The sequence below is a fragment of the Curtobacterium sp. LFS084 genome, from assembly GCF_047977705.1.
Taxonomy (GTDB): domain Bacteria; phylum Actinomycetota; class Actinomycetes; order Actinomycetales; family Microbacteriaceae; genus Curtobacterium.
The window spans coordinates 108,331-126,350 of the sequence record NZ_JBFPFM010000001.1; the positions used below are offsets into that span (position 1 = coordinate 108,331).

An 18,020-nucleotide genomic window follows, 5' to 3' on the forward strand; every position below is an offset into this window, starting at 1 on the left:
GACCGGACAGCGGCGACCACGTCAGCCGATGGACAGGTCGGTCGCCAGGAGCCCGAGCAGGAAGACCACGACGATCGACCCGAGCCCGACGGCCGGGGTCCACACGCGCCGCCTGAGCGTGGGCGGCCCCTCGGCGCCGAGGGTCCACGTGGTGATCGCGATCGCGAGCGACACGATGGGGACGGCGATCAGCGCGGTCCCCCCGACGCCGTCCGCGCACACCGTGTGGTCCGACGTGCACGACGCGTACGCCGTCTGGCCGATCAGCATCCCGAAGAACGTCGAGAACGCCGCGAACACCTCGAGGAACACGAGGAACACGAACGCGACCCCCAGCGCCCGTCCACCGCGGCGGCGGATGCCCTGGGTCACGATCGGGTCCAGCTCCGCGTCGCGTACCAGGCGATCACGCCGAGGAACGGTGCGACGAACACCGCGATCATCCACCCGACCTTGCCCTCGTTCGACAGGCCCGGGTCACGGAGGATCGACCGGACCGCAGCCACCCACAGGCACACCAGTGCGACCAGCAAGGCGACGAGGGAGAGGGAGGCTCCGGTCCCCATCAGGTTGTCGAGCATGCCGTGATGCTCCCAGGACGGCGACGGCGCGGACAGCCCCTCTTGGCGTGACACACACGCCGAACGACCGTCACCCTCGGGGCGCGGCGAACTCCAGGTTGACGTCGTCCGGGTCCTGCACGGACAGGATCACGAGCCCGAACGGCGGCAGGTCGGTCACCTCGCCGTGCGGGATCCCGGCTGCGTCGAGCCGACCGACCGCGGCGTGCAGCTCGTCGACCGAGGCGACCCGGAACGACACGTGGTCGAGGCCGACCCGGTCGGGGTCGAACCGGTCCCCCGCGGGCGCGACCGGACGGAGGCCGAGCGTCTGACCGCCGAACGTGAAGGAGCATCCGCCGTAGGTCCGCCACGGATCGTCGTGGATCGTCGGGTCGTCGATCTGGTCGCTGAAGTCGCTCCCGGGAGGCATCCCGAACAACTGCTCGTAGAACGCCTTGCTGCGTCGGATGTCGGTGACCGTCAGCCGCACGTGCGAGAAGCCGAGCGGCGTGACGACGGGTTCGCTCATGCACCAAGAGAACACCGTGGGGCTTGCGCTCGTTGATCGCACGATCAACAATGGCGACATGGACGTCATCACCGGCACACCGCAGCCGTCTCCCCTGCACGAGGACACGGGCCGACCCCGACGCCGGGTGCGCGTCGCCCTCGTCCAGTCGCGCTGGCTCGACGACCCGACGGCGCACCGTGCACAGCTCGCTGACGGCATCGCCACCGCGGCCGCGAACGGCGCCACCGCGGTGTTCCTCCCCGAGCTCACGCTCTCGCGGTACCCGGGCGACACCCCGGCCAGCGGGACACCGAAGGACACGGCCGAGTCGCTGGAGGACGGCCCGACCGTCGCGTTCGCCCGGGACCGGGCGACGCAGCACGGGGTGTTCGTGCACGCGTCCCTGTACGAACGGCCCGACGCCGACGACCACCCCGAGGACCCCCGCGGCTACAACACGGCCGTCCTCGTGGCCCCGGACGGCACGCTCGTCGGTCGGACGCGCAAGACCCACATCCCGATCAGCGCCGGGTACTACGAGGACACCTACTTCCGCCCGGGCGCCGACGCCGATGCCTTCCCCGTGTACGAACCGACCGGACTCGGTGCCCGAGTGGGACTGCCGACCTGCTGGGACGAGTGGTTCCCCGAGGTCGCCCGGTCGTACGGCCTCGCCGGCAGCGAGGTCCTGGCGTACCCGACCGCCATCGGCTCCGAGCCGACGTTCCCCGCCTTCGACACCGCGCCGATCTGGCGACAGGTGATCGTGGCGAACGGGATCACCGCCGGGCAGTTCATGGTCGTGCCGAACCGGTGGGGCGACGAGGGCGACATCACCTTCTACGGGTCCTCGTTCATCTCCGACCCGTTCGGCCGCGTGCTCGTCGAGGCACCCCGGGACGCGAGCGTCGTGCTCGTCGCCGACCTCGACCTCGAGGCCCGTACCGAGTGGCTCCGGCTCTTCCCCTTCTACGTCACCCGGCGACCCGACCTGTACGGCACGCTCGTCGACCCCGTCGACGAGGAGCGCCACGCCTTCGGCGCACGCGACGCGATCGACGCGGCCATCGCGGTGGCGGCGACCGACGCCGGACGCGAGGTGCGCGCATGACGTGGGCCATGCCTCCCGAGACCGCGCCGCAGGACCGCACCTGGATGGCGTTCCCACGCCCCGGGCTCACCCTCGGCGACGACCCGGCGAGCGCCGAGGCGGCTCGTCGCGTCTGGGCGGCGACCGCGAACGCGATCGCCGAACACCAGGCGGTCACCGTGGTCGTCGACCCGGTCGCGCGCGACGACGCCCGCCGGCTGCTGTCGGGCGGCATCGACGTGCTCGAGACACCCCTCGACGACTTCTGGATGCGGGACATCGGCCCGACCTTCGTGCTCGACGACGTGACCGGTGCGCTCGGCGCCGTCGACTGGGTGTTCAACGGGTGGGGTGCCAACCCGTGGTCGACGTGGACGCGCGACGCCGAGGTCGCTGCCACGGTGGCCGCGGCGGCCGGCGCGGAACGGATCCCCTCGCTGCTCGTCAACGAGGGCGGGGCGATCCACGTCGACGGTACGGGGCGGGTCCTCGTCACCGAGACGGTCCAGCTCGATCCCCGTCGGAACCCGTACGCCGACCGCGCGCGGGTGGAGCACGAGCTGGCGCGGACGATCGGTGCGACCGAGGTGGTCTGGCTCCCGCGCGGGCTGACCCGCGACTACGACGGGTTCGGCACCCGCGGGCACGTCGACATGGTGGCGACCTTCGCGGGCGCCGGGATGGACACCGTGCTGCTGCACGCCCAGCCGGACGCCGGCCACCCGGACCACCTCGTGATGCCGATGGTCCGCCGGGCGCTCGAGGAGGCGACCGACGCCACGATCGTCGAACTGCCGGCGCCGAGCACGCTCACCGACGCGGGCGGCCCGGTCGACTGGAACTACGTCAACCACGTCGTGGTGAACGGTGCCGTGATCGCGTGCGCGTTCGGCGACCCGGTGGCGGACGACCGGGCGCGAGGGATCCTCGCGGACGTGTACCCGGGGCGCGAGGTGCGTGCGGTCGATGCCCGCGAGGTGTTCGCCCGGGGCGGCGGGCTGCACTGCATCACGCAGCAGCAGCCGGCGGTGCAGTAAAGATCACTTCAGTAGCCATTACGCGCCGTAATGCGTACTGTAGTGACCATGAGTGAGCAGGATCCGCGACTCGCACAACCCTTCCCGGCAGCCATCACGCGTTCCGCGCGAGCGATCGGATCGGACCTCGCGGGGTGGCGGAAGATCCTCGGCCTGACGGCCGAGCAGGTCGCCGATCGCGCCGACATCACGCGGGCCACGCTCAGGAAGCTCGAACACGGCGACCCGTCGGTCGGATTCCACGTCGTTCTGCGGACAGCACGTGCGCTGGGGGTGCTCGACACGCTCACCGAGGCGCTCGACCCGTTGCAGACCGACCTGGGACGAGCGCGGGCGGACATGCTGCTCAGGAAGCGGATCCGGTGAGCGCCCGCGGCGCAGGAGACGTCAGGCCGTAGGCCCCCCGAGCCCGACCCGCGGCTGCAGCCAGTCCAGCCCCGCGGCGAGCGCCGCCCGTGCCGTCACCCAGCTGTGCCGGCCACCCGGCACCACCCAGGTGGCGACGTGCATGCCCGCGGCCCGGGCAAGCTCGGCCATCACCGGCATGACCGGCCCGTAGGTGGTGTCGAGGGCCCCGGCGGCGAAGAACGCGTTCGAGTCCCGGAACGGCGCACCGGCCCGCAGCAGCGCCGCCGGCTGCGCGGCCGCCCACGCCGCCCGGTTCCCGGCGAAGCCCTCGGTGATCGTCTTCGTCACGCTGCCGAGCGACGGCCCGTCCTCGCCCGAGACGTCGATGAGGTTGCCGAACCGCGCGGGGTCGCCGGCGCCGAGCTGGATCGCGCAGGTGCCGCCCTGCGAGAACCCGCCGATGGTCCACGCCGACGCGGCGGTCTGCACGCGGAGGTGGCTCGTCACCCACGCCGGCACGTCCTGGGTGAGGTAGGTCCGACTGTTGCCGAGCTTCCCGTCGACGCACATCGGGTTCGCCGACTGCGGGCCGAGCTGGTCGGGGACGACGACGACGGGTGCGAGTCCGCGGTCGAGCGTCGCGAGGGCGTCCATGGTCCGCTCGATCTGCCCACCGGTCTGCACGTCGTCGGGACCGGCTCCGCGGGACTGCCCGGACAGCAGCACGTCGACGGGGAGCGCCGGTGGGTCGGCCGTGAGTGCGGCCGGCGGCAGGTAGAGCAGTGCCTGCCGGGCGGCGAAGTGCGACCGCGTGGCCGGGATTGTCACGCGGAGCAGTCGCCCCGTCGCGGGCAGGTCGGTGGGCGCGGTCCACGTCGTCGCGAGGTCGAGGCTCGACGGCTGCGGCGTGGTGCCCGGTGCCTCGGCGGCGGGGATCCCGCCGGTGGCCGCGGCGGTCGGTGCGAGCGTGGCGGGACGCGCGGTCGGCACGCTCGTCGCGTGGGCCGTGGAGGCGCGGGTCGGCTCCGCCGCGACGGCTCGCCCGGCGGGTGCGGCGCTGGCCTGGTGCGCGGCTCCCCAGCCGCCGGCGGCGCCGAGCGCGAGGCCGACCACCAGGCCGGCGGCGAGCAGTCCCGTCGAGCGGGAGCGGGTCCCTGGTGTCCGTGTCATCGGTCGTCCTCGTCCGGCTCGCGTCCGGCCCGGTGCCGGTCGCGCGGAGCCGATCGTAGGGAGTCGCGCCGGGAGGGACCCGGCGGTTCCGGGCTGCTGGCTGAGCGTCTTCCCGGCCGGTCCCAGGGTGCGCGCCGCGAGGGAACCGACGCCCGCGACGGCAAGCGACACCGCGTACAGCGGCGTGGTGACGGGTGTACTCGGTGGCGGGTCCGGCCCAGGGCACCGCGTCGGTATCGTCAGCGGACCGGTCCACCCGACCCGGTCCGCGCACCGTCGCACGGACCCCGGCCCCCGCGGCTCCGGCCGCGAGCAGGAGGGAACTCCCCCATGGCGTCACCCACGATCGTCTCCGCCCCGCCCCGGCCAGCGCGCGGCGGGTCCCTGAAGCGGAGCCTCGGGCTGTGGGCGATCGTCGGCCTCGGGCTCGGGTACATGACCCCGACCGTGGTGTTCGACACCTTCGGCATCGTGTCCGGCGAGACGGACGGTGCCGTGCCGAGCGCGTACCTCATCGCGCTCGTGATCATGCTGCTGACGGCGATCAGCTACGGGAAGATGGTCCGCGTGTACCCGGCGGCGGGGTCGGCGTACACCTACGTGCGGGAGTCGATCCACCCGAACGCGGGCTTCATGGTCGGCTGGGCGTCGCTGCTGGACTACCTGCTGCTGCCGATGGTCAACGCGCTGATCATCCGCCTCTACCTCGAGCAGGTCTTCCCCGCGCTGCCCGCCTGGGTCACCGTCGTCGTCTACACGCTGTTCGTGACGACGGTGATCTGCCTGTCGATGCGGGGCACCTCGAACCTCAACATGGTGCTGCTCATCGGCGCGATCCTGGCGATGATCGCCTTCGTCGTCTTCGCCGTGATCGAACTCGTCGAGGGCGCCGGAGCCGGCACCGTGGTCAGCGCCGAGCCGTTCGTCCACGACGGCGTGACGATGTCGGCCCTCCTCACCGGGGCGACGGTCGTGTGCTTCTCGTTCATCGGCTTCGACGCGGTGACGATGTACACGGAGGAGGCGAAGAGCATCCGGATCATGCCGAAGGCGATCCTGCTGACCGTCCTCATCGGCGGCCTGATCTTCCTCGTCTCGGCGTACTTCGCCCAGCTCCGCTTCCCGACCAACGCCCCGTTCGGCGAGTTCACCGACGACCCGCTGCCCCAGATCGGGCTGCTCGTCGGCGGCAAGGTGTTCCAGGCCGTCCTCGTCAGCGCCGGTTTCGTCGCCGCGCTCGCCTCCGGACTGGCGTCCCACGCGAGCGTCGCCCGCATGCTGCTCGTGATGGGCCGCAACAACGTCCTGCCCAAGAAGGTCTTCGGCTACGTCAGCCCGCGCACCCGGACGCCCATCCCGAACGTCGTGATCGTCGGAGCGGTCACGCTCCTGGCGATGACGTTCTCGCTCGACACCGTCTCGGCCTACATCAACTTCGGTGCGCTCATCGCCTTCACCTTCGTCAACCTGACGGTGATCGTGCACTTCGCCTGGCGCCAGGGCCGGCGTCGCACCGCCCGCGACCGCTTCTCCTTCATCGTCCTGCCCGGCGTCGCGATGCTGCTGACCGGTGTTCTCTGGTCTCAGCTGCACGCCGACGCCCTCATCGCCGGCGGCGTCTGGGCCGCGATCGGCTTCGTGTACCTACTGGTGATCACGAAGGGGTTCCGGATCCAGCCGAAGGGGTTCGACGAGAACCAACCCGTCACCGGCGTCAACAAGCAGCTGACCGACCAGGTCTGAACCACCGCCCGGCCCGAACCACACAGGAGACACGATGAACGACACGGCCACCGTCTACGCGGTCACCGACCCGGCCACCGGCGACACCCTCGCCACGTTCCCGACCATCACCGACGACGAACTCCGTCGGGCCGTCGACACCGCCGACCAGACGCACGCCGAGTGGTCCCGCACGAGCACCGTCGCCGACCGCGCCGCACTGCTGCACCGCGTCGCCGAGCTGTACCGGGAGCGTCGGGACGACCTCGCCGCGACGATCGTCCGCGAGATGGCGAAGCCGATCGACCAGGCCGTGGGCGAGGTCGACTTCTGCGCCGACATCTACGACTACTACGCCGACCACGCCGAGGAGTTCCTCGCCGACCAGCCGATCGTGCTGGCGGACGGCAGCGAGGGCAGCGCGTTCATCCGGAAGTCCTCGATCGGTGTCCTGCTCGGCATCATGCCGTGGAACTTCCCCGCGTACCAGATCGCCCGGTTCGCCGGCCCGAACCTCGTCATCGGCAACACCGTGCTACTGAAGCACGCCCCGCAGTGTCCCGAGTCCGCCCTGGCGATCGAGGCGATCTTCCACGACGCCGGCTTCCCCGTCGGCGCGTACACCAACGTCTTCGCGACGAACGACCAGGTCGCCGACGTCATCGCCGACCCGCGCGTGCAGGGCGTCTCGCTGACCGGATCCGCCCGCGCCGGAGCCGCGGTCGCCGAGATCGCCGGCCGCAACCTCACCAAGGTCGTGCTGGAGCTCGGTGGGTCGGACCCGTTCATCCTGCTCTCGACCGACGACCTCGACGCCGTGGTCGAGTCCGCCGTCGCCACCCGCCTCGAGGGCAACGGTCAGGTCTGCAACGCCGCGAAGCGCTTCCTGGTCGCCGACCACCTGTACGACGACTTCCTGACGAAGTTCACCGCCGCGATGGCCGCGGTCGCCCCCACCGACCCGACCACGCCCGGCGCCGAGCTCGGTCCGCTGTCCTCGCCGGCAGCCGCCGACCGCCTCGCCGCGCAGCTCGACAGCGCGCGCGAGCAGGGCGCGACGGTGGTGACCGGTGGTGAGCGACAGGGCAACGCCTTCACCCCCACCGTGCTCACCGGGGTCACGCCGGACAACGACGCCTACCGCGAGGAGTTCTTCGGCCCCGTCGCCGCCGTGTACCGGGTCGAGGACGAGGACGCCGCCATCACGATCGCGAACGACACCCCGTACGGCCTCGGCTCGTACCTGTTCACCACCGATGCGGAGCAGGCGCTGCGCGTGGCCGATCGCATCGAGGCGGGGATGGTCTACGTGAACATCGTCGGCGCGGACAGCCCGGAGCTCCCCTTCGGCGGGGTCAAGGCGAGCGGTTTCGGTCGCGAGCTCGGCCCGCTCGGGGCCGACGAGTTCGTCAACAAGAAGCTGATCCGCATCGGCGGCTGACGACGACCCGGGAGCGCCGGGGGCGGCGAACAGGTCCGCTGTGGCCGCTCTTATATAAGCGGGTGTATAGTCACATCTCCAGGGACGAAGAGCGGAGGACACGATGACCGTCACCACGATCGATCTCGACCAGGCAGTGCTCGACACCGCCAAGGAACTCACGGGTGCGCGCACGAACCGCGATGTCGTGAACCGCGCACTCCAGACGCTCATCGCTGTGCGACGACAGCCTGCCGCTGTCGAGCGGATCATCGGCCGGACCTTCACAGAGGAGCAGACGGAAGCTCCCGTCGTGCACTACGCCGCGCCGGGAGTCCCCTCGGACGAGGCGTGAGCGCCTACATCGTCGACAACTCTGTGTGGTGGAAGGCCGCACGCAGACCGGCCATCGCGGCGCGACTCCGCGTGGTGTCGACGCAGGACCTCATCCTCACCTGCCCACCACAGGTGCTCGAGTACTGCTTCTCCGCGCGCGATGCCGACGAGCATGCAGCGTTCCGGCGCGACATGGAGGTGTTCTTCCCTGCTGAGGAACATCCGAGCGAGGTCGACGTGCTCGACCTCCAGGCTGCGCTGTGGAACGGAGGGTACGTCCGAGGTGCAGGAGCAGTGGATGTGCTGATCGCCGCCTACGCGATCGCGAACGACGCCATCGTGCTGACTGCGGACCACGACTACGACCACATCGCGGAAGTGGTGCCCGATCTCCGGCACGAGTACCTGCCGGAGCAGTGACACCGGCCTCGAGCCGACGGTGGACGGGAGGCGCGGTGCGGGCCGGCACTCCTCCCTCGCAGGCTCGGTCGGCGCGCCCCGCGCAACGCTTCGCGTTGCCGCTGAGCGGGGCGCGCTCCCGTCCGTCAGATGGTCGCGCGAGCGATCAGACCAACGCCGTGAACGACGCGTCGCGGAGCACCACCGTCGTGGCGTCGTCGCCGACCGCCTGGTCCGGGTCACTCGACAGCCCGAGGGACCAGCGCCCACCGCCCGGCTTCTCCGGCAGGGTGAACTCGACGGTGGTCTCCGACGCGTTCAGCAACACCGCCACAGTGTCCTCACCGTGCCGCAGCACGAGCATGACCGCGCGGTTGCCGCCGTCCGCCCAGTCGGCGTCCTCGAACCCCCGCGCGTCGGCGCGGAGGACGTCGACCGTCGAGTCGGAGTCACCCGGTGCCGTGCGGTACCACTCGGGACGGAGCGACGGGTGGTCGCGTCGGAACGCGATCGCCGCCGTCGTGAAGGCGAGCAGGTCCCGGTCGGCCGCCGCCCAGTCGAACCACGAGATCTCGTCGTCCTGGCAGTAGGCGTTGTTGTTGCCGCCCTGCGACCGGGCGATCTCGTCGCCACCGAGGATCATCGGCACGCCGGCCGAGAGCAGCAGCGTGCCGAGGAAGTTCCGACGCTGCCGGTCGCGGTAGTCGTTCACCACGCCGTCGTCGGTCGGTCCCTCGACGCCGCCGTTGAACGACGTGTTGTCGCTCTCCCCGTCGTTGTTGTCCTCGCCGTTGGCCTCGTTGTGCTTCTCGGCGTACATCGTGAGGTCGGCGAGGGTGAAACCGTCGTGGGCGGTCACGAAGTCGACCGAGCACAGCGGGGATCGCCGGGAGCCCTCGTAGACGTCCGGGCTGCCGAGGACCCGCTGGACGGCGTCGCCCAGGGTGCCCGCGTCGCCGCGCCAGAACGCGCGCAGGTCGTCGCGGTACTTGCCGTTCCACTCCGACCAGTCGGCCGGGAAGCCACCGACCTGGTAGCCCGCGGTGTCCCACGGCTCGGCGATCATCTTCACCTCGCGGAGCACCGGGTCCTGGTGGATGATGTCGAGGAACGCCGAGTGCTTCTCCGCCTCGCCGTCCTGGCGGGTCAGCGTCGTGGCGAGGTCGAAGCGGAAGCCGTCGACGTGCATCTCCTCGACCCAGTAGCGGAGCGAGTCGGTGATGAGCCCGAGCGCCGCCGGGTGCGACACGTTCAGGCTGTTGCCGGTGCCGGTCGTGTCGAAGTAGTTCGCCTCGTCACCCTCGACCAGCCGGTAGTACGACTCGTTGTCGATGCCCTTGAACGACAGCGTCGGGCCCATGTGGTTGCCCTCGGCGGTGTGGTTGTAGACGACGTCCATGATGACCTCGAGGCCCGCGGCGTGCAGGGCCTTGACCATCGCCTTGAACTCGGCGACCTGCTGCCCCGCGGTGCCCGAGGACGAGTACTCGTCGTGCGGCGCGAAGAACCCGATGCTGTTGTAGCCCCAGTAGTTCCGCAGCCCCTTGTCCTCGAGCGTGGAGTCCTGCACGAACTGGTGCGTCGGGAGGAGCTCGACCGCGGTGATGCCGAGGTCCGTCAGGTGCTGGATCGCCGCCGGGTGCGCGAGTCCGGCGTAGGTGCCGCGGATCTCCTCGGGCACGTCCGGGTGCTGCTTCGTGAAGCCCTTGACGTGGACCTCGTAGAAGACCGTGTCGGCCAGCGTCGTGCCGGGTCGCGTGTCGTCGCCCCAGTCGAAGTCGCGGTCGGCGACCACGGACTTCGGCATCGCGGGGGCCGAGTCGGTCTCGTCGATCCGCTCCGGGTCGTCCATGTCGTGACCGAAGAGCGCCTGGCCCCACTCGTAGGTGCCGTCGACGGCGGTGGCGTAGGGGTCGAGCAGGAGCTTCGCCGGGTTGTGGCGGAGGCCCTTCGCCGGGTCCCAGGCGCCGTGCACGCGGAAGCCGTAACGGGTGCCGACGGTGACGTCCGGGACGACGTCGTGGAAGGTGTAGCCCGTGCGGTGACGGAGTTCGGTGCGGTGCTCGGTGCCGTCCTCGTCGAACCGGCAGAACTCGACGCGCTCGGCGCTGCTGGAGAAGAGCGCGACGTTCGCGCCGCCGTCGACGAGCGTCACGCCGAGCGGCGTGCGGGAGGAAGTGGTCATGTCGTCCTTCTACAGAACGGCCACTGTGACCCCGGCGTCCCGACGTACCCCGACGGGCGGGCCGCGGGCGATCCGTGACGCGGCTGCGTGCAGGACGGGAGGCGCGGTACCAGCTGGAACCGCGCCTCCCGTCCGTCAGCGGGTCGCGTCAGACCGCGATCCGGCCACCGTCCACCGGCAGGACCGCGCCGTGCACGAAGGACGCTGCATCCGTCGCGAGGAACACGATCGCCTCGGCGATCTCGCCGGCGGTGCCCGGACGGCCGGCGGGACCGGCCGCGGCGAGCTGATCGAGGCTCTCCCCCATCGCAGCCGTGCCCTCGGTCCGGGTCGGGCCGGGGCTCACGGCGTTCACGCGGACACCGGCGGGGCCGAACTCGGCCGCCCACGACTTCGTCAGCAGGACGAGCGCGGCCTTCGTCGAGCCGTACAGGCCCATGCCCGCCGCACCGAACTCCGCGACCATCGTCGTGACGTTCACGATCGCGCCCGCGCCGCGCTCGGCCATCCCCGGCGCCAGGGCGGCGACCAGGAAGTAGGGCGCCTTCACGTTGATGTCGTACACCTCGTCGAAACCGTCCGAGGTGGTGTCAGCCGTGGCACCGAAGGGGAAGATGCCCGCGCTGTTGACGAGCACGTCGACCCGCCCGTCACCGATCGCGAGGGCCGCCTCGGCGAGCTCCTTCGCGCTGGTGGCGTCGCGCAGGTCCGCTCGGACGAAGTCGGCCGCGCCGCCGGCAGCCCGGATCCCCCGCACGACCTCGTCACCCCGCTCGGCGTTCCGGCCGGAGACGACGACGTGCATCCCCTGGGCGGCGAGGCGTTCGGCGGTGGCGCGGCCGATGCCGCTGGTGGATCCGGTGACGAGGGCGGTGGTGGTCATGGTCGATGTCCTAACTGAACAGATCGGTTTGGTTACGGTGCTGGTAACTGTACAGATCAGTGCAGTAAAGTCAAACCATGTCCGACACCACGACCGGCCGCACGCGCCGCCGCCCCGCGTACGAGCGTGCGGTCGCCACCGCCGACCGGCTCTTCTACGAGCAGGGGATCCACGCGGTCGGGGTGGACCAGGTCGCTGCCGAGGCGGACATCTCGAAGGCGAGCCTCTACACGCACTTCCGGACGAAGGACGACCTGGTGCTCGGCTACCTCCAGGGTCGGAGCCGGTCGTGGCAGGAGCACGTCGCGGTCGAGCTCCCCGAGCGTGGCAGCACGCCGCGCGACCGCGTCCTGGCGGTGTTCGACCTGCTCGGGGAGTGGTTCGAAGCGCCGGGGTACCGCGGCTGCCCGTTCATCAACGTCGAGGCGGAGTACGGCGCCGGGCATCCGACACACGACGTGACACTCGAGCACCGCGCGTGGGTCCGGACTCTCTTCACGTCGCTGCTCGCCGATGCCGGCACGGCGGACCCCGACGGCACGGCGCTGCAGCTCTGCCTGCTCTACGACGGCGCGATGGCGAGCGCGCAGGCCGACCCGTCCAAGCCCTGGGCGGCGGCCGCGCGTGCGGCGGCCGAGCGGCTCGTCGGAGTCTGAGGTCCGGCCGCCCGACCAGCGGACTCACTCCGTGGTGCGCAGCGCAACTCCAGCTCTAGGATCACCACGTGACCACCGGTTCCCCGACTTCCCGCCCCGTCCTCGTGACCGCTGCCGTCGTGCTCTGGCTCGTGCTGTTCGCGTGCGACCTGGTCGCACGGCTCGTGGACCTGCCCGGGACGGTGTCGTCCGGTGGCCCCTGGACCCTGGTGCCGTTCGTCGTCGGGCTGGCGCTCCTCGCCTGGTTCGTGTTCGGTGCACTCCGCGTCGGTCGTGGCTCCGGACGCGCGCGGTTCTGGATGGCCGTGCTCGGTGTGGTCGGAGCCATCGGCGCGCTCCTGCCGCCGTACGGACTCGCCACCGTGAACGGCGCACTGGGCGCCGTCGCCGCGCTCGTGCCGTACCTGCCCGCTGCTCGCGGGTACTTCCCGCCGCGACCACGCCGTGCACCGAAGGTCGCGCAGCCCCGGGTCGTCGGTTGGGATCCTGACACCGGCGAACCCATCCGCGCCGCCGATTGACGAGGGCGCGGACCAGACCGCGCTACTCGGGGTCTGCGGGCTCGCCTCCGGAGTCGTGGTCGCTGTCCTGCTCCGGGTCCATCGTGGCATCGCCCGAGGGCGAGCCGTCCGGCAGGTCCTCGGTGTACTGCCGCTCGGCGTCGGTGGGGTCGCTGGTTCCGCTGGTGTCCGTCATGTCCCGGACCGTACGCGCGCTGCGTCCGGTGTCCGTCCAGCGGCGGGGCGCTCAGCGGACGAGCCGCACCGTCGTGTCGATCGGGCCGAAGCTCGACGTCGCGCCGTCGGCGACGAAGCCGTTCCGTCGGTAGAAGGCGTGCGCCCGCGGGTTGTCCTCGGCGACCCACAGCGATGCCGGACGCGCACCGAGCACGGCGTCGAGGAGCGCTTGACCGCTGCCGTCCCGGGGGCACGCTCGAGCACGTAGAGCATGGTGAGCTCCTCCGGCCGCACGGCGTCGGGTTCCGACGTCGGCTGGACCGCGGCGAAGCCGACGATCCCCGTGGCGTCCTCGGCGACGACGGCGTCGAACGCCCCCTGGGCGAGGTTCCCGCGCCACATCTCGAGTCGCCGTCCCAGGTCGAACCAGGGGTTGCTGTCCGGATCGTCCACGAACCGGCCGTAGGTCTCGCGCCACGACGTGGTGTGCACGCGCGCGATCCCCTCGGCGTCGGCGGCGGTCGCCGGGCGGATCGCCACGGCCTCGTCGTGCTGGTCTCCCATGGGACGACCGTACCGAGCGGACCCACACCGATGACGGACGGGAGGAGGGCCCCACCCGCCGGTTCCGTCGTGACGCGCCAGCGGCACGACCGCCGTGACGGGAGGGACGATGCGGGCTGGCACCGCGCCTCCCGTCCGTCTCGCCGTGGGTCTACTGCACCGCCGGCTGCGGCAGGGCCGCGAGGATCTCGACGGCCGCTTCGCGGCCCATCCGCACCGCCCCGTCCACGTGCTGGTACCCGTGTCCGGCGAGGTCGCTCGACGCGAAGCGGATCGGTCCGACCGCCGCGCGCTGGTCGGCGCCGTAGCGGACGAGTCCACCGAGGTCGAAGCTCGCCGCGTACGCGCCACGGGTCCACTCCTCGGTGCCCCAGTCGCTCTCGTAGTAGACGACCGGACGACGTGCCTCGTCGCCGTAGTAGTGCGCGAGGGAGTCGAGCACCCGGGCCTTGCGGTCCGCCGTCGACAGCGCGAAGACGTCGTCGGCGTGCTGGTCGGAGACGAACCCGACGAGCGTTCCCTGCTCCGAGCCGTGCATGGAGTTGTCGTACGCCTCGTGCACGAGCTCGTACGGGCTGAACGCGGTCCCGGACAGCCCGGCGCCCCGCCAGAACGGCCGGTCGTAGACGGCGTGCACCTTGATGACGAAGCCCATCGACAGGTGCTGGTGGAGCTGGTGCTGCCGTCGGGGCAGCGGCGGCTCGTAGGAGATGCGCGAGTACAGGGGCGGTGGGACGGCCACGAGCGCCTGGCGGGCACGGACCTCGATGCCGCCGTCGGCGAGCGCGACGACCCCCTCGTCGTCCCAGCGCAGCGTGCGGACCGGGGCGTTCAGGTGGACGTCGGCGCCGAGCCGCTCGGCGAGCCGCTCGGCGACCTGCTGCATCCCGCCGACGACGCGCTTGTCGAGGATGAAGTCGGCGTCGACGAGGTTCGAGAAGCTCCCCGCGGAGGCCGCCATGAGCAGCGCCTGCAGCGCCGAGAAGGTGTGGGCGGGCTTCGTCAGCATGGCGCCGGCGATGAACAGCTCGACGTTCTCGGTCGCGACCCGGTCGTCGCTCAGCCGGCGGAGCCACTCGCGGAAGGAGACCTCGTCGAGCGCCGCGGCGTCCGGGGTCTCCCACGGACGGTCGGGATCGACCTTCGCGACGTACTCGTCGACGACGGCCACGAGCCGCTCGATCTCGACGGCGGTGGCCTCGGGCAGCGGGAAGATGTCGCCGGTGTACTCGGTGCGGGTGCCGTGCTCGTCGACGTAGACGCTGGAGCCCTCGCGGAAGCGGTCGTAGGTGTCGAGTCCGAGCTCGTCGAGGGTCTCGAGGAGCGCGGTCTGGTCCGGGGACACCCACTGGCCGCCGATCTCGAGGGTGACGCCCTCGATGTCGTTCGTCCACGTGCGGCCGCCGACGCGGTCGCGGGCCTCGAGCACCGCCACGGTCTTCCCCTCGGCGACGAGCCGGTTCGCGGCGATGAGGCCGGTGACCCCGGCGCCGATGACGACGACGTCCTTCTCGATGGTCATCGCTGCGCTCCCTTCGTGCGCCCGAACGGGTCGGGCGTCAGCGTGTACATGGTCTCGAGGTACTCGGCGATGCCCTCGCCGCCGCCCTCGCGGCCGAGGCCGGACTGCTTGACCCCGCCGAACGGCGCCGACGCGTTCGAGACGACGCCGGTGTTGAGCCCCAGCATGCCGGTCTCGAGCTGCTCCATGAGCCGCTGCCCGCGGGCCGGGTCCTCGGTGAAGGCGTAGCCGACGAGGCCGTACTCGGTGTCGTTCGCCGCGTCGATCGCCTCGTCCTCGGTCGAGAACGTGCGGATCGCGAGGACGGGTCCGAAGATCTCGTCGTGGAGCAGGTCGCTGCCGGGCTGCACGTCGGTGACGACGGTCGGCGCGTAGAACGTGCCGGGGCCGTCGACGGGGTGGCCACCGGTCCGGAGGCTGGCGCCGCGGTCGAGCGCGTCGGTGACGAGCCGGTGCGCCTTGTCGACGGCGCGCTGGTCGATGAGTGGTCCGATGGCGACGCCGTCCTCGGTGCCGCGACCGACGGCCATGGCCTCGACGCGTGCCGCGAGCCGCCGGGCGAACTCCTCGGCGACGTCCTCGTGCACGAGGAACCGGTTGGCCGCGGTGCACGCCTGCCCGGTGTTCCGGAACTTCGCGGCGAGCGCACCGTCGACGGCGAGGTCGAGGTCCGCGTCGGCGAACACGAGGAACGGGGCGTTGCCGCCGAGCTCCATGCTCGTCCGGAGCACGTTCTGCGCCGCCTGCGCGAGGAGGGTCCGGCCGACCGGCGTCGACCCGGTGAAGGACAGCTTCCGGAGTCTGGGGTCGGCGATGATCGGCTCGGAGAGCGCACCGGCGTGGGTGGTCGGCACGACGTTGACGACCCCGGCCGGCACACCGGCCTCGAGCAGCAGGTCGGCGAACAGCAGGGTGGTGAGCGGGGTGAGCTCGGCGGGCTTCACGACGACCGTGCACCCGGCGGCGAGCGCCGGGGCGACCTTGCGGGTGGCCATCGCGAGCGGGAAGTTCCAGGGGGTGATGAGGAAGGCCGGACCGACCGGCTTGTGGCTGACGATCGCGCGGCCGGTGCCCTCGGGGTTCGTCCCGTAGGAGCCACCGATGCGGACGGCCTCCTCGGAGAACCAGCGGAGGAACTCGCCGCCGTAGGTGACCTCGCCGTTCGCCTCGGCGAGGGGCTTGCCCATCTCGAGGGTCATGAGGAGGGCGAAGTCGGCACGACGTTCCTGGAGCAGGTCGAAGGCGCGGCGGAGGACCTCGGCACGCTGGCGCGGCGGGGTCGTCGCCCAGCCGCGCTTGGCCGCTTCGGCGGCGTCCAGGGCGGCGACACCGTCCTCGGGGGTTGCATCGGCGATCTCGAGGAGCGTCTCGCCGGTCGACGGGTCGACCACCGGGAACGTCGCACCGTCGGACGCCGCTCGCCAGGTGCCGTCGATCAGGAGGCCCGTGGGGACCGTCGCGAGGAGCTCGCGTTCGGCATCGGTGCGGACGGCCGCGCTGCGGTCGGTGTGGGTGCTGTGGTCGGTCTGGGTGTCGGTCATGCTGCGGCGAGTCCTTCCAGGACGACGTCCAGGCCTTCGCCGAGGAGGGCGTCGTCGATCGCGAGCGGGGGGAGGAAGCGGAGGACGTTGCCGTACGTCCCCGCGGTGAGCACGATCACGCCGTGCTCGTACGCGTACTTGACCACACGGCCGGTGAGCGCGGCGTCGGGTTCGCCGGTGGCCGGGTCGACGAGCTCGATCGCGACCATGGCACCGCGGCCACGGACGTCGCCGATGCGGGGGTCGGTCGACTGCGCGGCGCGGAGCTGTCCGAGCAGCACGTCGCCGATCGCCGCCGCGCGCTCGACCAGCCCGTCGTGCTCGAAGGCGTGGATCGCGGCGAGCGCTGCGGCGCACGCGACCGGGTTGCCGCCGTAGGTGCCGCCGAGCCCGCCGACGTGGGCGGAGTCCATGATCTCCGCACGCCCGGTGACGGCGGACAGCGGCATGCCGCCGGCCATGCCCTTCGCGGTCGTCACGACGTCGGGGACGATGCCCTCGTGCTCGCTCGCGAACATCGCGCCGGTGCGGGCGAAGCCGGTCTGCACCTCGTCGGCGATGAACACGACGCCGTTCGCGGTGGTCCACTCCGACAGCGCGGCGAGGAAGCCGGGGGCCGGCACGACGAAGCCGCCCTCGCCCTGGATCGGCTCGACGAGCACCGCGGCGGTGTTCTCGGCGCCGACCTGCTTCTCGATCTGCGTGATCGCGCGCTTCGCGGCCTCGACGCCGGACAGCCCGCCGTCGCGGAACGGGTACGACATCGGGACGCGGTAGACCTCGGAGGCGAACGGACCGAAGCCGTTCTTGTAGGGCTGGTTCTTCGCGGTGAGCGCCATCGTCAGGTTCGTCCGGCCGTGGTAGGCGTGGTCGAACACCACGATCGCCTGCCGACCGGTGTGCTTGCGGGCGATCTTCACCGCGTTCTCGACCGCCTCGGCGCCGGAGTTGAACAGGGCGGTCTTCTTGGCGTGGTCACCGGGGGTGAGCCGGTTGAGCGCCTCGGCGACCTCGACGTACCCGTCGTAGGCGGCGATGGTGAAGCACGTGTGGGTGAACGCCTGGACCTGCTCCTGCACGGCGGCGACGACGCCGGGGTGCGCGTTGCCGACGCTCGTGACGGCGATCCCGGAGCCGAGGTCCACGAGCGAGTTGCCGTCCGCGTCGACGACCACGCCGCCACCGGCCGCGACGACCGCGATCGGCACCGCGACCCCGACACCGGACGCGACGGCGGCGGCCTTCCGTTCGAGGAGCGCCCGGGAGCGGGGACCCGGCACCTCGGTGACGAGCCGCCGTTCCTGCGGCAGCGAGGGGCCACCCGTGGCGGCGCTGGTCGAGGGTGCAGCGGTGGAGGACATGCGGCGATCGTAGGAGCCACCCGCCCACGGCGGGG

20 protein-coding genes are annotated in these 18,020 nt (G+C 71.6%); 9 read left to right on the forward strand and 11 right to left on the reverse strand.

The genetic code is table 11. The features are described from left to right. Positions 1-21: 21 nt before the first annotated feature. From ACNQOV_RS00535 to ACNQOV_RS00545, 3 genes are all read right to left on the reverse strand, one after another. The gene (locus ACNQOV_RS00535) at positions 22-372 is read right to left on the reverse strand and encodes a hypothetical protein (protein ID WP_022908435.1); all 351 of its coding nucleotides are present in this window, start codon (positions 370-372) and stop codon (positions 22-24) included. Then, on the reverse strand, positions 369-581 hold the full coding sequence (locus ACNQOV_RS00540) for a PLDc N-terminal domain-containing protein (RefSeq protein WP_022908434.1): 213 nt from the start codon (positions 579-581) through the stop codon (positions 369-371). The genes ACNQOV_RS00535 and ACNQOV_RS00540 overlap by 4 nt, the downstream gene beginning before the upstream one ends. 70 nt (positions 582-651) lie before the next feature. Further along, positions 652-1,092, reverse strand: a complete 441-nt coding sequence (locus ACNQOV_RS00545; RefSeq protein WP_416392929.1) for a VOC family protein — start codon at positions 1,090-1,092, stop codon at positions 652-654. A gap of 58 nt (positions 1,093-1,150) precedes the next feature. Between ACNQOV_RS00545 and ACNQOV_RS00550 the strand changes: the two genes are divergently transcribed. The 3 genes from ACNQOV_RS00550 to ACNQOV_RS00560 are packed head-to-tail and all read left to right on the forward strand — an operon-like array spanning position 1,151 to position 3,567. Next, complete coding sequence (locus ACNQOV_RS00550; RefSeq protein WP_416392930.1) at positions 1,151-2,185, forward strand: nitrilase-related carbon-nitrogen hydrolase; 1,035 nt, start codon at positions 1,151-1,153, stop codon at positions 2,183-2,185. Then, on the forward strand, positions 2,182-3,201 hold the full coding sequence (locus ACNQOV_RS00555) for an agmatine deiminase family protein (protein WP_416392931.1): 1,020 nt from the start codon (positions 2,182-2,184) through the stop codon (positions 3,199-3,201). The genes ACNQOV_RS00550 and ACNQOV_RS00555 overlap by 4 nt, the downstream gene beginning before the upstream one ends. 48 nt (positions 3,202-3,249) lie before the next feature. After that, positions 3,250-3,567: a helix-turn-helix domain-containing protein gene (locus tag ACNQOV_RS00560; protein ID WP_022908430.1), complete on the forward strand. Its 318-nt coding sequence runs from the start codon at positions 3,250-3,252 to the stop codon at positions 3,565-3,567. Positions 3,568-3,588: 21 nt separating this feature from the next. On the opposite strand, the gene ACNQOV_RS00565 is transcribed toward ACNQOV_RS00560, so the two are convergent. After that, a complete protein-coding gene (locus ACNQOV_RS00565; RefSeq protein ID WP_416392932.1) occupies positions 3,589-4,719 on the reverse strand; it encodes an alpha/beta hydrolase in 1,131 nt (376 codons plus the stop codon). Positions 4,720-5,049: 330 nt separating this feature from the next. Here ACNQOV_RS00565 and ACNQOV_RS00570 point away from each other — a divergent pair, with 330 nt between their 5' ends. From ACNQOV_RS00570 to ACNQOV_RS00585, 4 genes are all read left to right on the forward strand, one after another. Then, positions 5,050-6,462, forward strand: a complete 1,413-nt coding sequence (locus ACNQOV_RS00570; protein ID WP_416392933.1) for an APC family permease — start codon at positions 5,050-5,052, stop codon at positions 6,460-6,462. 34 nt (positions 6,463-6,496) lie between these two features. Next, positions 6,497-7,882, forward strand: a complete 1,386-nt coding sequence (locus ACNQOV_RS00575) for an NAD-dependent succinate-semialdehyde dehydrogenase (RefSeq protein ID WP_416392934.1) — start codon at positions 6,497-6,499, stop codon at positions 7,880-7,882. A gap of 103 nt (positions 7,883-7,985) precedes the next feature. Continuing rightward, positions 7,986-8,216, forward strand: coding sequence for a type II toxin-antitoxin system VapB family antitoxin (locus ACNQOV_RS00580; RefSeq protein ID WP_402265997.1), 231 nt, complete (start codon positions 7,986-7,988; stop codon positions 8,214-8,216). Next, the gene (locus tag ACNQOV_RS00585; protein WP_416392935.1) at positions 8,213-8,617 is read left to right on the forward strand and encodes a PIN domain-containing protein; all 405 of its coding nucleotides are present in this window, start codon (positions 8,213-8,215) and stop codon (positions 8,615-8,617) included. The genes ACNQOV_RS00580 and ACNQOV_RS00585 overlap by 4 nt, the downstream gene beginning before the upstream one ends. Positions 8,618-8,762: 145 nt before the next feature. Here the strand turns inward: ACNQOV_RS00585 and glgX are convergent, their stop codons facing one another. Then, positions 8,763-10,781 carry a glycogen debranching protein GlgX gene (gene glgX / locus ACNQOV_RS00590; protein WP_416392936.1) on the reverse strand — a complete coding sequence of 673 codons (2,019 nt, stop codon included), beginning with the start codon at positions 10,779-10,781 and terminating at the stop codon, positions 8,763-8,765. Positions 10,782-10,929: 148 nt separating this feature from the next. After that, on the reverse strand, positions 10,930-11,664 hold the full coding sequence (locus tag ACNQOV_RS00595; protein ID WP_402266005.1) for an SDR family NAD(P)-dependent oxidoreductase: 735 nt from the start codon (positions 11,662-11,664) through the stop codon (positions 10,930-10,932). Between the two features lie 77 nt (positions 11,665-11,741). Between ACNQOV_RS00595 and ACNQOV_RS00600 the strand changes: the two genes are divergently transcribed. Both ACNQOV_RS00600 and ACNQOV_RS00605 read left to right on the forward strand, forming a co-directional pair. Then, positions 11,742-12,320, forward strand: a complete 579-nt coding sequence (locus tag ACNQOV_RS00600; RefSeq protein ID WP_416392937.1) for a TetR/AcrR family transcriptional regulator — start codon at positions 11,742-11,744, stop codon at positions 12,318-12,320. A gap of 68 nt (positions 12,321-12,388) precedes the next feature. Continuing rightward, the gene (locus tag ACNQOV_RS00605) at positions 12,389-12,841 is read left to right on the forward strand and encodes a hypothetical protein (protein ID WP_416392938.1); all 453 of its coding nucleotides are present in this window, start codon (positions 12,389-12,391) and stop codon (positions 12,839-12,841) included. A gap of 22 nt (positions 12,842-12,863) precedes the next feature. On the opposite strand, the gene ACNQOV_RS00610 is transcribed toward ACNQOV_RS00605, so the two are convergent. The 5 genes from ACNQOV_RS00610 to gabT form a co-directional block, all read right to left on the reverse strand. Beyond that, positions 12,864-13,016: a hypothetical protein gene (locus tag ACNQOV_RS00610; protein ID WP_416392939.1), complete on the reverse strand. Its 153-nt coding sequence runs from the start codon at positions 13,014-13,016 to the stop codon at positions 12,864-12,866. Continuing rightward, complete coding sequence (locus ACNQOV_RS00615; RefSeq protein WP_416392940.1) at positions 13,013-13,561, reverse strand: GNAT family N-acetyltransferase; 549 nt, start codon at positions 13,559-13,561, stop codon at positions 13,013-13,015. The genes ACNQOV_RS00610 and ACNQOV_RS00615 overlap by 4 nt, the downstream gene beginning before the upstream one ends. Positions 13,562-13,712: 151 nt before the next feature. Beyond that, positions 13,713-15,083, reverse strand: a complete 1,371-nt coding sequence (locus ACNQOV_RS00620; protein ID WP_416392941.1) for a flavin monoamine oxidase family protein — start codon at positions 15,081-15,083, stop codon at positions 13,713-13,715. Next, positions 15,080-16,624, reverse strand: a complete 1,545-nt coding sequence (locus ACNQOV_RS00625; protein ID WP_416392942.1) for an NAD-dependent succinate-semialdehyde dehydrogenase — start codon at positions 16,622-16,624, stop codon at positions 15,080-15,082. Before ACNQOV_RS00625 ends, ACNQOV_RS00620 begins: the two co-directional genes overlap by 4 nt. Next, positions 16,621-17,985: a 4-aminobutyrate--2-oxoglutarate transaminase gene (gene gabT, locus ACNQOV_RS00630; RefSeq protein ID WP_416392943.1), complete on the reverse strand. Its 1,365-nt coding sequence runs from the start codon at positions 17,983-17,985 to the stop codon at positions 16,621-16,623. The genes ACNQOV_RS00625 and gabT overlap by 4 nt, the downstream gene beginning before the upstream one ends. Positions 17,986-18,020: the final 35 nt, after the last annotated feature.

What these genes read in the sequence shown, in the direction of transcription:
- ACNQOV_RS00610 (WP_416392939.1), bottom strand. Translation starts at nt 13,016, where the DNA reads ATGACGGACACCAGCGGAACCAGCGACCCCACCGACGCCGAGCGGCAG.
- ACNQOV_RS00560 (WP_022908430.1), top strand. Translation starts at nt 3,250, where the DNA reads ATGAGTGAGCAGGATCCGCGACTCGCACAACCCTTCCCGGCAGCCATC.
- ACNQOV_RS00580 (WP_402265997.1), top strand. Translation starts at nt 7,986, where the DNA reads ATGACCGTCACCACGATCGATCTCGACCAGGCAGTGCTCGACACCGCC.
- ACNQOV_RS00550 (WP_416392930.1), top strand. Translation starts at nt 1,151, where the DNA reads ATGGACGTCATCACCGGCACACCGCAGCCGTCTCCCCTGCACGAGGAC.
- glgX (WP_416392936.1), bottom strand. Translation starts at nt 10,781, where the DNA reads ATGACCACTTCCTCCCGCACGCCGCTCGGCGTGACGCTCGTCGACGGC.
- ACNQOV_RS00600 (WP_416392937.1), top strand. Translation starts at nt 11,742, where the DNA reads ATGTCCGACACCACGACCGGCCGCACGCGCCGCCGCCCCGCGTACGAG.
- ACNQOV_RS00615 (WP_416392940.1), bottom strand. Translation starts at nt 13,561, where the DNA reads ATGGGAGACCAGCACGACGAGGCCGTGGCGATCCGCCCGGCGACCGCC.
- ACNQOV_RS00565 (WP_416392932.1), bottom strand. Translation starts at nt 4,719, where the DNA reads ATGACACGGACACCAGGGACCCGCTCCCGCTCGACGGGACTGCTCGCC.
- ACNQOV_RS00545 (WP_416392929.1), bottom strand. Translation starts at nt 1,092, where the DNA reads ATGAGCGAACCCGTCGTCACGCCGCTCGGCTTCTCGCACGTGCGGCTG.
- ACNQOV_RS00540 (WP_022908434.1), bottom strand. Translation starts at nt 581, where the DNA reads ATGCTCGACAACCTGATGGGGACCGGAGCCTCCCTCTCCCTCGTCGCC.
- ACNQOV_RS00570 (WP_416392933.1), top strand. Translation starts at nt 5,050, where the DNA reads ATGGCGTCACCCACGATCGTCTCCGCCCCGCCCCGGCCAGCGCGCGGC.
- gabT (WP_416392943.1), bottom strand. Translation starts at nt 17,985, where the DNA reads ATGTCCTCCACCGCTGCACCCTCGACCAGCGCCGCCACGGGTGGCCCC.
- ACNQOV_RS00555 (WP_416392931.1), top strand. Translation starts at nt 2,182, where the DNA reads ATGACGTGGGCCATGCCTCCCGAGACCGCGCCGCAGGACCGCACCTGG.
- ACNQOV_RS00595 (WP_402266005.1), bottom strand. Translation starts at nt 11,664, where the DNA reads ATGACCACCACCGCCCTCGTCACCGGATCCACCAGCGGCATCGGCCGC.
- ACNQOV_RS00620 (WP_416392941.1), bottom strand. Translation starts at nt 15,083, where the DNA reads ATGACCATCGAGAAGGACGTCGTCGTCATCGGCGCCGGGGTCACCGGC.
- ACNQOV_RS00575 (WP_416392934.1), top strand. Translation starts at nt 6,497, where the DNA reads ATGAACGACACGGCCACCGTCTACGCGGTCACCGACCCGGCCACCGGC.
- ACNQOV_RS00625 (WP_416392942.1), bottom strand. Translation starts at nt 16,624, where the DNA reads ATGACCGACACCCAGACCGACCACAGCACCCACACCGACCGCAGCGCG.